13 protein-coding genes are annotated in these 14,220 nt (G+C 70.8%); 10 read left to right on the top strand and 3 right to left on the bottom strand.

What is annotated here, in order from left to right:
• Window positions 1–3 precede the first annotated feature (3 nt).
• The 7 genes from AB0I15_RS43580 to AB0I15_RS43610 are packed head-to-tail and all read left to right on the top strand — an operon-like array spanning window position 4 to window position 7,872.
• Window positions 4–1,620 carry an ABC transporter substrate-binding protein gene (locus AB0I15_RS43580; RefSeq protein WP_358109955.1) on the top strand — a complete coding sequence of 539 codons (1,617 nt, stop codon included), beginning with the start codon at window positions 4–6 and terminating at the stop codon, window positions 1,618–1,620.
• Entirely contained in the window at window positions 1,620–2,579 is a 960-nt protein-coding gene (locus AB0I15_RS43585) for an ABC transporter permease (protein WP_358109958.1), read from the top strand. The genes AB0I15_RS43580 and AB0I15_RS43585 overlap by 1 nt, the downstream gene beginning before the upstream one ends.
• Complete coding sequence (locus tag AB0I15_RS43590) at window positions 2,572–3,399, top strand: ABC transporter permease (RefSeq protein ID WP_358109961.1); 828 nt, start codon at window positions 2,572–2,574, stop codon at window positions 3,397–3,399. Before AB0I15_RS43585 ends, AB0I15_RS43590 begins: the two co-directional genes overlap by 8 nt.
• Window positions 3,396–4,361, top strand: a complete 966-nt coding sequence (locus tag AB0I15_RS43595; protein ID WP_358109964.1) for an ABC transporter ATP-binding protein — start codon at window positions 3,396–3,398, stop codon at window positions 4,359–4,361. The genes AB0I15_RS43590 and AB0I15_RS43595 overlap by 4 nt, the downstream gene beginning before the upstream one ends.
• On the top strand, window positions 4,358–5,326 hold the full coding sequence (locus tag AB0I15_RS43600; protein ID WP_358109967.1) for an oligopeptide/dipeptide ABC transporter ATP-binding protein: 969 nt from the start codon (window positions 4,358–4,360) through the stop codon (window positions 5,324–5,326). Before AB0I15_RS43595 ends, AB0I15_RS43600 begins: the two co-directional genes overlap by 4 nt.
• Before the next feature lie 54 nt (window positions 5,327–5,380).
• Window positions 5,381–7,129, top strand: a complete 1,749-nt coding sequence (locus AB0I15_RS43605) for a gamma-glutamyltransferase family protein (protein ID WP_358110195.1) — start codon at window positions 5,381–5,383, stop codon at window positions 7,127–7,129.
• Window positions 7,126–7,872 (top strand): sulfite exporter TauE/SafE family protein, encoded by a 747-nt coding sequence (locus AB0I15_RS43610; RefSeq protein ID WP_358109970.1) that lies wholly within the window; start codon window positions 7,126–7,128, stop codon window positions 7,870–7,872. The genes AB0I15_RS43605 and AB0I15_RS43610 overlap by 4 nt, the downstream gene beginning before the upstream one ends.
• Here AB0I15_RS43610 and AB0I15_RS43615 read toward each other — a convergent pair.
• From AB0I15_RS43615 to AB0I15_RS43625, 3 genes are all read right to left on the bottom strand, one after another.
• Window positions 7,869–8,954, bottom strand: coding sequence for a glutamate--cysteine ligase (locus tag AB0I15_RS43615; protein WP_358109973.1), 1,086 nt, complete (start codon window positions 8,952–8,954; stop codon window positions 7,869–7,871). The genes AB0I15_RS43610 and AB0I15_RS43615 overlap by 4 nt on opposite strands.
• Window positions 8,955–9,026: 72 nt before the next feature.
• Window positions 9,027–9,686, bottom strand: a complete 660-nt coding sequence (locus AB0I15_RS43620; protein ID WP_358109976.1) for a M15 family metallopeptidase — start codon at window positions 9,684–9,686, stop codon at window positions 9,027–9,029.
• Window positions 9,687–9,698: 12 nt separating this feature from the next.
• Entirely contained in the window at window positions 9,699–10,847 is a 1,149-nt protein-coding gene (locus AB0I15_RS43625; protein ID WP_358109979.1) for an ROK family transcriptional regulator, read from the bottom strand.
• A gap of 136 nt (window positions 10,848–10,983) precedes the next feature.
• Here AB0I15_RS43625 and AB0I15_RS43630 point away from each other — a divergent pair, with 136 nt between their 5' ends.
• The 3 genes from AB0I15_RS43630 to AB0I15_RS43640 are packed head-to-tail and all read left to right on the top strand — an operon-like array spanning window position 10,984 to window position 14,167.
• Complete coding sequence (locus AB0I15_RS43630) at window positions 10,984–12,303, top strand: extracellular solute-binding protein (RefSeq protein ID WP_358109981.1); 1,320 nt, start codon at window positions 10,984–10,986, stop codon at window positions 12,301–12,303.
• A 2-nt stretch (window positions 12,304–12,305) separates the two neighbouring features.
• Window positions 12,306–13,319, top strand: a complete 1,014-nt coding sequence (locus AB0I15_RS43635) for a sugar ABC transporter permease (protein ID WP_358109985.1) — start codon at window positions 12,306–12,308, stop codon at window positions 13,317–13,319.
• Window positions 13,316–14,167, top strand: a complete 852-nt coding sequence (locus AB0I15_RS43640; RefSeq protein WP_358109988.1) for a carbohydrate ABC transporter permease — start codon at window positions 13,316–13,318, stop codon at window positions 14,165–14,167. The genes AB0I15_RS43635 and AB0I15_RS43640 overlap by 4 nt, the downstream gene beginning before the upstream one ends.
• Window positions 14,168–14,220: the final 53 nt, after the last annotated feature.

A 14,220-nucleotide genomic window follows, 5' to 3' on the forward strand; every position in this document is an offset into this window, starting at 1 on the left:
CCCATGAGACCGTCCCCCAGGCTCCTCGCGGCGCTCGCCATCCTCCCCCTCGCCCTGGCGGCTTGCGGCGGAGGCGGCTCCAGCGGCACGCCCGCGGCCCCTCCCTCCATAGCCGACGCCTCGGCCGACAACCGGCCGGTCAAGGGCGGCGGCACGCTGAACATCGCGCTCAACGCCGACCCCGACGCCCTCGATCCGAGCATCTCGACCACACTGGTGGGCCGTGAGGTGTTCGCGAACATGTGCGAGAAGCTTTATGACATCGACGCCACCGCCACGCTGGTCCCGCAGCTCGCCAGCGGCCTGCCCGAGGTCTCCGACGACGGCGAGGAGGTGACGATCAAGCTGCGCGACGGCGTGAAGTTCAACGACGGCACGGCCTTCGACGCCGAGGCGGTCAAGAAGTCGCTGGACCGCCACCGCACGTGGGAGAAGTCCGCCCGCCAGGCCGACCTGGCCGCGGTGTCCAAGGTCACCGTGGTCGATCCCGCGACGGTGCAGCTCACGCTGACGCGGGCGTTCACGCCGCTGACCGCGCAGCTCGCCGACCGCGCCGGGATGATCATGTCGCCCAAGGCGCTGGACGCGGGCGACGACAACTTCGGCGCCAGCCCGGTGTGCGTCGGGCCGTTCAAGTTCGCGAGCCGGACCTCCGGCAGCCAGATCGAGCTGGAGAAGGCGCCGGACTACTACGACGCCGCCAAGGTCAAGCTCGACAAGCTCGTATACAAGATCATCGTCGACCCCAACGTCCGGGCCGCGAACCTGAAGTCCGGAGACGTGCAGGTGGCCGACCAGCTCGCCACGACCACGGTCAAGGGCGTGCAGTCCGACCCGAACCTGACCGTCGTGTCCGGCGGCGGCCTCGGCTACTACGGCATCACGATCAACACCGGCAACGCCAGTGGCTCCACCGAGAAGCCGGGCGCGGTGGACACGGCGCTGGCCAAGAGCCCGCAGCTCCGCGAGGCGTTCGAGCTGGCCCTCGACCGCGACGTGATCAACAAGACCGTCTACAACGGCCTGCACGAGGTGGACTGCTTCCCGGTGCCGCTGGACAGCCCGTACCGGGCCAAGGACCTGCAGTGCCCCAAGCGCGACCTGCCCAAGGCCAAGCAGCTCGTCCAGGCGTCGGGGGTGGCGACGCCGATCCCGGTCACGCTCACCAGCCCGAACGACGCCACCAACGTCCGCCTGGCGCAGGTCATCCAGCAGATGACCAAGGAGGCCGGCTTCAACGTGAGCGTCCAGACCGCCGAGTTCGTCAGCACGCTGGAGCAGGGCAAGTCCGGCAAGTTCGACGTCATGCTGAACGGCTGGTCGGGCCGGGTGGACCCGGACGGCAACCTCACGAACCTGGTCACCAGCCAGGGCAGCAACAACTACAGCGGCATGTCCGACCCGGGCATCGACGACCCGATCAAGCAGGCCGCAGCCGAGTCGGACCCGGCCAAGCGCGCCGAACTCTACGCCGGCGCGATGAAGAAGGCGGCCGAGCTCCGGGGCGTCCTGTACCTGTACCACAACAAGTACTACCTGGGCATGAGCAAGACCGTGGCCGGCGTCCAGTACTTCAAGGACGGCCTGCCGCGCTTCGTCACCGCCGGGTTCGCCGCGTAATGCTCTGGTTCATCCTCAGGCGCTGCGGCTCGGCGGTGATCGTGCTGTTCCTGGGCAGCGTCCTGATCTTCCTGGGCATCCGGGCGCTGCCGGGCGACCCGGCCACGGTCATGGCGGGTGAGGAGGCCTCGCCCGCCGTGGTCGCGGCCATTCGGCACGAGTTCGGCCTGGACAAGCCGCTGCCCGCCCAGTACGTGGACTACGTCGCCCAGACTCTGACCGGCAATCTCGGCCGCTCGACGCAGGACCAGCTCCCGGTGATCGACATCATCGCCGAGCGGCTGCCCGTGACGCTGGAGCTGTCGGCGCTGGCCATGCTGATCGCGATCGTCATCGGCGTGGGCGCCGGCATCGTGGCGGCCGTGCGGCGCGGCAGGCTGGCCGACTACGTGGCCACCGGATTCGGCCTGGCCGGGCTGTCGGTGCCGCACTTCTGGCTGGGCCTGCTCGGCATCCTGCTGTTCGCGGTCACCTGGCGGGTGCTGCCCGCCTCCGGGTACGTCCCCTTCACCCAGGACCCGGCGCAGAACCTGCAACGCATGATCCTGCCCGCGCTCGTGCTCGGCACCGGCTTCGCGGCGATCCTCATGCGCCAGACCCGCGCGGCCATGCTGGGCGCGCTGTCGGCCGACTACGTCAGGACCGCCAGGTCGAAGGGCCTGTCCGAGGTCAAGGTCGTGGGCGCGCACGCGCTGCGCAACAGCCTGACGACCGTGGTGACCGTGCTGGGCCTGCAGCTCGGCGCGCTCATCAGCGGAGCCGTGGTCACCGAGCAGATCTTCGTTATCCCCGGCTTCGGCAAGCTCACCGTGGACGCGGTCCTGACCAGGAACTATCCGGTCATCCAGGCCGTCGTGCTGATCACGGTGATCGGCTACGTGCTGGTCAACCTGCTGGTGGACATCGCCTACGCCTTCCTCAACCCCCGGATCAGGCTGTCGGGAGGCGCTCATGACTAGGTTGTGGCGGCGCTTCAAACGGCGCCCGATGCCGATGGCCGGGCTCGTGCTGGTGGCCGCGTTCCTGCTGCTGGCGCTGGCCGGGCCGCTGGTCACCGGCGACCCCACCGCGCAGGACTACCTGGCCACGCTCGCGCCTCCGTCGGCCGCGCACCCCATGGGCACCGACGACCTGGGACGTGACGCCTTCGCCAGGATCGCGCACGGCGCGCAGGTCTCGCTGCAGGCGGGCGTCCTGTCCACCCTGCTGGCCATGGCCGTGGGCATCCCGATCGGCCTGGTCGCCGGGTTCTACCGGCGCTGGCTGGACCCGGTCGTGATGCGGCTGGTGGACGTGACGCTGGCGTTCCCGTTCCTGGTGTTCGCGGTGGGCCTGGCGGCGATCATCGGGCCCTCGCTGAAGGGCGTGGTGCTGGCGCTGGGCTTCGCCCAGTTGCCCGCCGTCATCCGGATCACGCGGGGCGAGGTGCTGGCGATCAGGGAGATGGACTACGTGGCCGCGGCCGTCGCCGACGGCGCGGGCGACGGGCACATCATCTTCCGGTACGTGCTCCCGAACTGCGCCAGCCCGCTCATCGTGCAGGCCACGGTGGCGATCCCGGCGGCCATCATCGGCGAGTCCACGCTGTCGTTCCTGGGCCTGGGCGTGCAGCCGCCGACGCCGTCGTGGGGCGTGATGCTGACGACCGCGCAGCAGTACCTGAGCGACGCGCCCTGGCTGGCCGTCTGGCCCGGCCTGATGATCGCGCTGGCCACGCTGGGGTTCAACCTGCTCGGCGACGGCCTGCGTGACGTACTGGATCCGAGGAGCGCCCGATGAGCCTGCTGGAGATCACCGACCTGAGCGTCGGCTTCGACACCGAGGACGGTCTCGTCCAGGCGGTCAGGGACATCTCGCTGACCCTGGACGAGGGCGAGATCCTGGCGCTGTGCGGGGAGTCGGGCTGCGGCAAGTCGGTCACCGCCATGTCGGTGCCCCGGCTGCTGCCGCCCGACACGACCCGCCTGTCCGGCTCGGTCACGCTGGACGGCCGCGAGCTGACCACGCTGCCCGAGCAGGAGATGCGGCACGTGCGCGGCAAGACCGTCTCGGTCGTCTTCCAGGAGCCGATGACCTCGCTGAACCCGTCGTTCACCGTCGGATACCAGATCGCCGAGGTGCTGCGCCGGCACGAGGGCCTGTCCCGGCGGGCCGCCGCCGGACGGGCCGTCGAGCTGCTCGAACTGGTCGGCATCCCGGCGGCGCCGCGCCGGGTGAAGGAGTATCCGCACCAGCTCTCGGGCGGCATGCGGCAGCGTGTGATGATCGCGATCGCGGTGGCCTGCTCGCCCCGGGTGCTGATCGCCGACGAGCCCACCACGGCGCTCGACGTGACGATCCAGGCGGGGGTGCTGGACGTGTTCCGCGACCTGCGGGACCGGCTCGGCACCGCGATCATCCTCATCACGCACGACCTGGGCGTGGTGGCCGACATCGCCGACCGGGCCGTGGTCATGTACGCCGGCCGCGCCGTCGAGCAGGCCCCGGTGACCGAGCTGTTCGCCAACCCGCGCCACCCGTACACGCTGGGCCTGATGAAGGCCCTGCCCACGGCCGCCGTGAACGGCCGGCTGGCGGAGATCCCCGGCATGGTGCCCTCGCCGCTGTCGGACCCCGACGAGTGCGCCTTCCAGGACCGCTGCCCGCGCGCCCAGGCGGACTGCCGCCTGTCCAGGCCCCCGCTCGCCCGCCAGTCCGACGATCATCTGGCGGCCTGTTTCCACCCCGGAGGTGGGAAGTGATCCTGCGGATCGACAACCTGGTCAAGCACTACGGCCCGGTACGTGCCGTGGACGGCCTGTCGCTGGAGATCGGCCAGGGCGAGGTGCTCGGCCTGGTCGGCGAGTCGGGCAGCGGCAAGTCCACGGTCGGCAAGTGCGTGCTGCGCCTGACCGAGCCCACGGCGGGCACGATCGAGCTCAGCGGCCGCGACATCACCCACCTGTCGCGCCGGGCCATGCGCCCGCTGCGCAGGGACGTCCACATGGTCTTCCAGGACCCCTACTCCTCGCTCAACCCGCGTTTCACGATCGAGCGGATCATCGGCGAGCCGCTGCTGCGGCACGGGCTGGCCGACCGGAGCGAGGCCACCCGGCGGGTGGCGGCGATGCTGGAGAAGGTCGGGCTGCGCCAGGAGATGCGCTCGCGCTTCCCGCACGAGTTGTCCGGCGGGCAGCGGCAGCGGGTCGGCCTGGCCAGGGCGCTGATCCTCGAGCCCAAGCTGATCGTGGCCGACGAGCCGGTGTCGGCTCTGGACGTGTCCGTGCAGGCGTCGGTGCTCAACCTGATCACCGATCTGCAGCGGGACATGGGGTTTTCCTGCCTGTTCATCACCCATGACCTGTCGGTGGTGGAGTTCCTGGCCGATCGGATCGCGGTCATGTACCTGGGCCGGATCGTGGAGTCCGGGCCGACGGCCGAGATGTTCGCGGGGCCGCGGCATCCGTACACGCAGGCCCTGTTGTCGGCGGCGCCGGTCGCCGACCCGGTCAGGCAGCGGGAGCGGCGCAGGATCGTGCTCGGAGGCGACGTGCCGAGCCCGGTCGATCCGCCGTCCGGGTGCCGGTTCCACACGCGGTGCCCGCTGGCGTACGACGAGTGCCGCACCACCGAGCCCGCCCTGCACGACCCACGTGGCAACGGCCATCCGGCCGCCTGTCACCTGGTGACCGAGGACCGTGTCCCCGACGCGGCTTCGCCCCGATAGAAAGCGAGAAAGAGTTTGTTCACCACCAGGCCCGAGCTGACAGGCGACTTCGGCATGGTCGCAAGCACGCACTGGCTGGCCTCGGCCACCGGCATGGGCGTCCTGGAACGCGGCGGCAACGCCTTCGACGCGGCGGTGGCCGCCGGTTTCGTGCTGCAGGTCGCCGAGCCGCACCTGAACGGCCCCGGCGGCGAGGTGCCGATCCTGCTGTGGAGCGAGGCCGAGCAGCGGGTGTCGGTCGTGTGCGGGCAGGGCGGCGCCCCCGCCGCGGCCTCGATCGAGCGGTTCGCGGAGCTCGGCCTGGACATCGTGCCCGGCACGGGACTGCTCGCGGCGACCGTGCCGGGGGCGTTCGGCGGCTGGATGCTCATGCTGGAGCGCTGGGGCACCTGGTCGCTGGCCGACGTGCTGGCGCCCGCGATCCACTACGCCGAGCACGGGGTGCCGGTGCTGGAGCGGATCTCGGCCACGATCGAGTCGGTCCAGGGGCTGTTCACCGAGGACTGGCCCACGTCGGCGGTGACCTGGCTGCCCGGGGGCGGCGTCCCCGCTCCGGGCTCGAGGCTGGCCAACCCGGTGCTGGCGGCCACGTACCGGCGGCTGATCGCCGAAACCGCGTCGAGCACCCGTGAAGGGCAGCTCGCCGCCGCCAGAAAAGCCTGGTACGAGGGCTTCGTCGCCGAGGCCATCGCGGACTTCTGCGCCACGACGGCCTGGCGGGACAGCTCGGGCGAGGTGCACGGCGGCCTGCTGACCGGCGACGACCTCGCGGGCTGGACGGCCACGGTGGAGGAGCCGCTCACCTACGACTACCGAGGGCACACCGTGTGCAAGACCGGGCCCTGGGGCCAGGGGCCGGTGTTCCTGCAGCAGCTCGCCCTGCTGGAGGGCTTCGACCTCGACGGGATGGGCTTCCTCGGCGCCGACTACCTGCACACGGTCACCGAGGCCGCCAAGCTGGCCTTCGCCGACCGCGAAGCCTGGTACGGCGACGCCGACGTCCCCATGGCCGACCTGCTGAGCCCGGCGTACAGCGCCGAGCGCCGCCGGCTGATCGGCGTCGAGGCCAGCCTGGACCTGCGCCCCGGCGCTCCGGGCGGGCGGGCGCCCCGGCTGCCCGACTTCCCCGCCCCGGGCACGGCGGTCAACGCGCCCGGTCTTTCGGGCGCCCGCTCCCCGCAGGGCGTCGGCGAGCCGACCGTGGCCCGCGACGGCACGGTCAGGGGCGACACCTGCCACATCGACGTCGTGGACCGCTTCGGCAACATGGTCTCCGCCACCCCCAGCGGCGGCTGGCTGCAGAGCTCGCCCACCATCCCCGAGCTGGGCTTCTGCCTGGGGACGCGGGCCCAGATGTTCTGGCTGCAGGAGGGGCTGCCGGCGTCGCTGCGTCCCGGTGCGCGCCCGCGTACCACGCTGTCGCCGTCGTTCGCGCTCAGGGACGGCCGGCCGTGGCTGGCGTTCGGCACCCCGGGCGGCGACCAGCAGGACCAGTGGAGCCTGAACTTCTTCCTCGCCGTCGTGCACGGCGGGCTGAACCTACAGGAGGCCATCGACGCCCCCATGTTCCACTCCGAGCACTTCCCCAGCTCGTTCTTCCCGCGCGGCTCCCGCCCCGGCGTCCTGCACGTCGAGGACCGCGTGGGCGCGGGCGTCATCGCCGAGCTGCGGCGGCGCGGGCACGAGGTCGAGGCCCAGGACCCGTGGACGCTCGGCAGGCTCAGCGCGGTCGCCCGTGACGGCGTCTTCCTCAAGGCCGCCGCCAATCCGCGTGGCGCCCAGGGCTACGCCGCCGGCCGATGACGGCCACCGACCTGTTGTTCCTGGTCGGGGCCGGTCTGCTGGCCGGGATGGTGAACGCCCTGGCCGGCGGCGGCACGCTCATCTCCTTCCCCGCACTGCTGGCGCTGGGCTACCCGAGCCTGACGGCCTCCGTGACGAACGCGGTGGCGCTGTGGCCGGGCTACCTGGGCGGCGTGCTCGGCTACCGGGCCGAGCTGCGCGGCCAGCGACGCCGGGCGACGGTGCTCTCGCTCACGGCCGTGCTGGGGGCCTGCGCGGGCAGCTCGCTGCTGTTGCTCACGCCCAGCGGGCTGTTCGAGTCGCTGGTGCCCTGGCTGGTGGCCTTCGCCAGCCTGGCGCTGCTGGCCCAGCCCTGGCTGCGCGGTCGCTTCGGCGGCGAGGCCGAGGGGCCGCCGAGCAGGATGGTGTACGCCGGGGTGTTCCTCGGCGGCTGCTACGGCGCCTACTTCAACGGCGGCATGGGCGTGCTGCTGCTGACGGTGCTCGGCATGTTCCTGCACGACAACCTGCACCGCGTGAACGCCGTGCGGGCCGCCCTCGCGCTGGTCATCAGCACGGTGTCGGTCGTCGCGTTCTCCCTGTTCGGGGCCGTGCGGTGGGAGGCCGTGGCGGTGATGGCACCGGCCAGCCTGGCGGGCGGCTTCCTCGGCACCCGGGTGGCCAGGCTGATGCCGCCGAAGGTGCTGCGCGGCGTGGTCGTGGCGTTCGGCCTGGGAGTGGCCGCCGCACTGGCCCTGCGTTAGGCGACGGTGGCCTCGATCAGGTCGTCCACCACTTCGGCCAGATCGTTGCCCTTCGCGTACGCCCGCCGCTGCCGCATGGCCCCCGACCCCTTGCGCAGCAGCCGGTCGAGGCCCTCCTGGATGAACGTCAGGTCGCCGGTCTCGGCCAGCGCCGGGCGTACGTGCTCCAGGAGGCGCCCGGCCATCACCGCGGCGGGCACGAGCGTGCCGTGCCGGACGTCCAGGCTGTCGCCCTGCAGCCCGTCGCGGGCCGCCCGCCAGTACGCGGCGCGCAGCACCTCGGCCGGCACCGGCAGCCCGCGGTCACCGCGCCTGACGGCGGCCAGCGCGTTGACCACCAGCGCCCGGATGAGCCCGATCAGGGTGAGGCTGTCGGCCACGTCGAGCGGCACGTCGGCCACCCTGACCTCGACCGTCGGCAGGTTGGGCGACGGGCGGGTGTCCCAGTAGACGGTCTTGGGATCGAGCAGCACGCCCGACTCCGCCAGCGACCGCAGGGCCAGCTCGTAGTCGGCGTACGACCGGAAGTACGGCGGTGCGCCCGACACCGGCCAGCGGCCCCAGCTGATCACCCGCCACGACGCGTAGCCGGTGTCGCGGCCCACGAAGAACGGCGAGTTCGCGGCCAGCGCGATCAGCGTCGGCAGCCAGGGCCGCAGGTGGTTGCCGACGTAGACGGCGTGCTCCGGGTCGGGCACGTCCACGTGGACGTGCAGGGCGCAGATGCTGATCTCGTCCTGCAGCGCCCGGTAGAGCACCTTGCCCTGAAGGTAGCGGTCGTCGTCGGTGAGCGGCGGGGGCATGACGTTCCCCAGGACGGGGATGCCGCTGGCGACGACGGCCAGTCCGCACGAGCGGGCCGCGCCCGCCACCTCCTTGCGCACGGAGCGCAGTTGCGAGCCCAGCTCGCTGAGGTCGGCGGAGGGCGGCGTGCGGGCCTCCACCTGGAATCGGGTGATTTCATGAACCACGTCGAGCATGTCCGTCGCCGCGGCCAGAACTTCGGCCGAGGCGGGAGCCACGTGGCGGGTGCGGGGATCGACGATGAGGTATTCCTCTTCGATCCCGATGAGCGGAACCATACCCACACCTCGCTGGGGAGTCCGGAACCCTCCGGTAGGAGGTTTGTGCCCGGACCTGACCCGGCGGAAAACCTACTCTGACAGTGGGTTGTACTCGACCGGGCCGTAGAGGGCGTGCTCCGAACTGGTGACCATGGCCCAGTAGCGGTCGCCGTAGGACCAGTGCCACCACTCGGTCGGGTAGTTGACCAGGCCGGCCGGCTCCAGGGCGGCGGCCAGGAGCTTGCGGTGGGCGCGGGCGTCGTCGGAGATGGCGGGGGCGGCGGTGTAGCAGGCGCCGTCGCTCTCCTCCGGGTTGTCGTTGACCTGGGTGCCCATGTCGTATTCGGCGCCGTCGGGGGCGCACAGCGTCAGGTCCACGGCGGCGCCGGCGGTGTGGGGGGCGACCTCGACCGGGGAGACGTACCGGCTGGCCGCCACGTACGACTCCGCCGGCGACAGCCCCAGGAGGGTGGCCCGGTAGCCGTCGAAGATGCGGCGCTGCGTGGCGATGGGGCGGTAGCCCTCGACGATCAGCAGGTGGTAGCCGTCGGGCAGCAGGCGCTCCGCGTGCTCCAGGCGCTGGAGCAGGCCGGAGCGCAGGTGCGCGTAGGCGCCCGCGTCGTCGGCCAGGCGCGTGTCCACGCGCAGCCGCCCGCGTACGTCCGCCAGCGATTCGCCGCACTCTTGCACCGGGATGGAGGTCACGCGGGGGTCGGAGATGAGCACGACATCGTGCGGGGACTGCCACATGGGCAGAAATTCTCACACAGTGTCGGAGAAAACCTGCTCCCGGGCCTGCTCCAGGGCCGCCACCAGGGCGCCGCGCAGCACCGGGTTGCCGGCGACCTTGGTCGTGACCACGGTGGGCTGACTCGGGCACACGCGGGCCACCGCCTCCTGCACCTTGGCCGCCAGCCGCGCGCCGCCCGCCCGGCCGACCTCGCCGCTGAGCACAATGAGCCCGGGGTCGAGCACGACCGAGACGGCCGCCGCGCCCACGGCCAGCCGGGCCGCGACCGCGTCCAGATAGTCCTCGCCGCCCCCGCGTACGAGGTCGGGCACCGTGTTCCCGGTCACGCCGTGCGCCTCGGCCAGCCCGCGCAGCGCGTCGTGGCCCACCAGGCGCTGGAAGGAGCCCGAGGTCGGCTGGGAGATGTCGGAGGGCAGCGGCTCTCCGGGGACCGGCAGCCAGCCGATCTCGCCCGCTCCGCCGGTGATGCCCCGGTGCAGCCGGCCGCCCAGCATGACGCCGAGTCCCTGGCCGACGCCGGCCCAGATCACCACGAAGTCATCGAAGCCGACGGCTGCGCCGTACCTGTGCTCGGCGAGCGCGACCAGGTTGACGTCGTTCTCGATCGTCACCGAGGCGCCGAGCGTCTCACGGAGGCTGGCCAGCACGCCGACGTGCCAGGACGGCAGGTCGATCGACCAGCGCACGTCGCCGGTCACCGGGTCGACGACGCCCCGGGTGCCGATGACGAACGCGCGCAGCCGCGACAGGCTGACGTTGGCCGCGTCGCACGCCCGCCGTACGGCCGTGTGCACCGCCTTGACCGGATCGCGGCCGTCGGAGGGGTTGACCGTGATCTCGACCACGATGCGGCCTGTGATGTCCGCCACACCCACGCGGAGGCTGTCGGGCAGCACCTCGAGGCCCGCGACGTACGCGCTGGAGGGAACCACGGCGTACAGGGCGGCGTGCGGCCCCCTGCCCCCCGCGCGCTCCCCCGCGACCTCGACCAGCCCCCGCTCCTCCAGGCGAGCAAGGAGCTGACCTGCGGTTACCTTGGATAGCCCGGTCCGCTCGCCGAGCTCGGCACGGGTGAGAGGACCGTCTCCGAGAAGTAGTTCGAGCGCCGCGCGGTCGTTCAACCGGCGCAGCAACCGGGGGGTTCCCGGGTCTCGGCTCATCGGCTGGCCCCCTCCGTCACGATCGGCTAACGAGCGTTTCTTTTAAGAAAGTTTCTTGTTAGTTTAGCAGCATCGTTCGGCATTGACGATCAGCCTGGTGCGGACTGTAGGCCAGCACCCGGGAAGGGAGAACCCTGTGAGGATCGCGAAGATCACAGCCACTACGGTCACCACGGCCGCGCTGGCGCTCGGCCTGGCCGCCTGTGGGTCCGGTGAAGCACCCCCCACGTCCTCACCTGAAGCGGCCGCCTCGGCGAGCGGCCCCAAGTTCGCCGGCAAGACCCTCAGCGTGTGGCGCCTGGGAGACAGCAACCCCGCGGCGGCCAAGTACATGGAGGAGCTGAACGCCGAGTTCAAGACACAGACCGGCGCGGAGATCAAGCTCGAGTGGATCCCGTGGCCGCAGGTGGCCGACAAGTTCGCCGCCGCCGCCACCGGCACGGGCCCGGACGTGACCGAGATCGGCAACGACCAGGTGCCGATGTGGCAGAGCCAGGACGCGCTGACGCCGATCACCGACATCGCCCGCGAGGGTGACCGCGCGCAGATCCCCCAGAACCTCTACGGCTACGAGACCGTGGACAACGAGATCTACGCCGTGCCGTGGGGCGCCGGCGCCCGCGCCGTGCTCTACCGCAAGGACTGGTTCGAGGACCTCAAGATCGAGGTCCCGAAGACCTGGGACGAGCTCGTCGCCGCCGCGCAGAAGGTCCAGAAGGAGAAGGGCGAGGGGGTGGACGGCTTCGCCTTCAACGGCGGCTCGGACGCCAACCACCTGCTGGCCGCGTTCGCCTGGTCCGAGGGCGGCGAGTACGCCGTCAAGGAAGGCGACAAGTGGGTCGGCAAGCTCACCGAGCCCGGCTTCGCCAAGGGCTTCGAGACCTACACCGGCCTGGTCTCGAGCGGCCTGTCCAGCAAGGCGAACCTGACGCTCAACACGGTGGACATCCGCAAGCGCTTCGCCAACAACAAGGTCGCCATGTACCTCACCGCCGCCTGGGACCTGCCGGGCATCGAGGAGGACTCCAAGGGCAAGCTGAAGGGCGACAAGCTCGGCTTCTTCCCGCTGCCCGCCAAGACCGGCGGCGTCGCGGCGTCCTTCTTCGGCGGCAACGACATCGCGCTGTGGGGCGGCACCAAGGAGGCCGACCTCGGCAAGGAGTACATCAAGCTGGCAACCAGCAAGACCTGGGCCGACCGCTACGCCAAGGAGGGCGGCCTGCTCCCGGTCTACCCCGACACCCTCGCCACCCTGAACGAGGACCCGGCGCAGGGCGCGTTCGCCCAGGCGTTCTCCAAGGCCAAGGCCTTCCCCGCGGACGCCAACTGGTCTGAGGCGGACGCGACCAAGGCCGTGCTGCAGAACGCGGCGCGCTCGGTCATCGAGGGCAAGCAGGACGCCACCGCCGCCCTCGCGGACGCCAACAAGGAACTCGAAGAGATCCTGAACCAGTAACGATGGCGGACACGACTACGGTCTCCCGGGGCAGGGACTCCTCCCCCTCCCCGGGCCACCGGCGGAAGAAGGACGGACGGACGGCGCGGGCCAGCGGGATGCCGGCGTGGAGCATCCCGTACCTGCTGCTCATTCCCGGACTGCTGGTCATCGCGGGGCTGCTGCTGTACCCGATGTTCCAGCTCGGCGTCATGGCCTTCCAGAAGGTCGGCCTCGCGCAGATCAGGGGGACCAGGCCCGCCGAATGGGTGGGGCTGGAGAACTTCGAGAAGATCCTCGGCAACGACATCTTCTGGTCGGCCCTGCGCAACACCGTGGCGTTCGCCTTCGTCGCCGTCAGCCTCACGCTGATCATGGGCACCGCGGTGGGCGTGCTGCTGCACCGGCTCGGCAGGAAGATGTCGCTGTTCGTGGTCATCGGCTGCATGTTCGCCTGGGCCGTGCCGCCCGTGGCGCAGGGCGTCATCTGGCGCTCCCTGTTCGACGCCGAGTCCGGCATCGTCAACTGGGCGCTGAACCTGCTGCCCGACTGGCTGGCCGCCCCGCCCGACGGCCAGTCGAGCTGGACGGGCACGCCGTGGCTGAACGACACCTTCCCCCTCTACGTCGCGCTCGTCGTGTGCGTGGTGTGGGCCGGGTTCCCCTTCATCGCGGTCTCGGTGCTGGCCGGCCTCAAGGGCATCCCCAACGAGCTGTACGAGGCCGCCAGGGTCGACGGCTCCGGCCCGTGGCGCACGTTCAGGAAGATCACCCTGCCACTGCTCAAGCCGGTCTTCGCGGTCCTGACGATCCTGTCGATCATCTGGGACTTCAAGGTGTTCAGCCAGCTCTACGTGCTGATGAACGGCCCGACCAACCGAGACGGCTTCAACCTGTCCATGTACGCCGTCGCCGAGGCGTTCAAGCCCCCGCAGAAACTGGGCACCGGCGCGGCGATCTCCGTGGTGCTGACGATCATCCTGCTGATCATCACCGTCGCGTACGTCAGACAGATCGTGAAGCAGGAGGAGATGTGACCCCGCTCGCACGCAAGAGGCTCGGCAAGATCCTCCTGAACACGGCCGGCGTCCTGGTCTTCCTCTACGCCGTCTTCCCCGTCTACTGGATGGTCTCCACCGGCTTCAAGGAGAACGACCAGATCTTCACCACGGAGTTCATCCCGTTCCCCACGCACTTCACCTTCGACCACTTCGCGAGGGTGCTGACCGAGGGCGTCGCGAACAACTCCATCTGGCTCTACATGCGCAACAGCGCGATCGTGGCGCTCGGCACCGTGCTCATCGGCTCGGCCTTCGCCCTGCTGTCGGCCACCGCCATCGCCCGCTTCCGGTTCAAGGGGCGCGGGGTCTTCCTGGTCGTGCTGCTCGTCGTGCAGATGCTGCCGGCCGAGGGCCTGCTCATCCCGCTGTACATGATGGTCAAGCGGGTCGGGCTCGGCGACCAGCTCATCGGGCTGATCGTCACCCAGGTCGCGCTGACGCTGCCGTTCGGCGTCTGGATGCTCCGGACGTTCGTCGCCGCGGTGCCCAAGTCGCTGGAGGAGGCCGCCTGGATCGACGGCGCCTCGCGCATGACGACCTTCTGGAAGGTGCTCTTCCCGCTGGTCGCGCCCGGCCTGGTGGCCACCAGCATCTTCTCGTTCATCACCGCGTGGAACGACCTGGTCTTCGCCCTCTACCTGATGTCGGGTTCCGAGGGGTACACGATGCCGGTCGCCCTGCAGTATTTCTTCGGCCAGAAGGGCGTCGACTGGGGCGCCATCATGGCCGGCTCCACGCTGATGACGATCCCGGTCGTCATCTTCTTCCTGCTCGTTCAACGCCGCATGGTCTCCGGCCTGGTCGCCGGGGCCGTGAAGGGCTGACCTCCCGTACGGCACGCGGATGCCGTACCCGACCATGCCACGAAACTGATGAG

Source organism: Nonomuraea sp. NPDC050643 (assembly GCF_040654715.1).
Lineage (GTDB): Bacteria > Actinomycetota > Actinomycetes > Streptosporangiales > Streptosporangiaceae > Nonomuraea.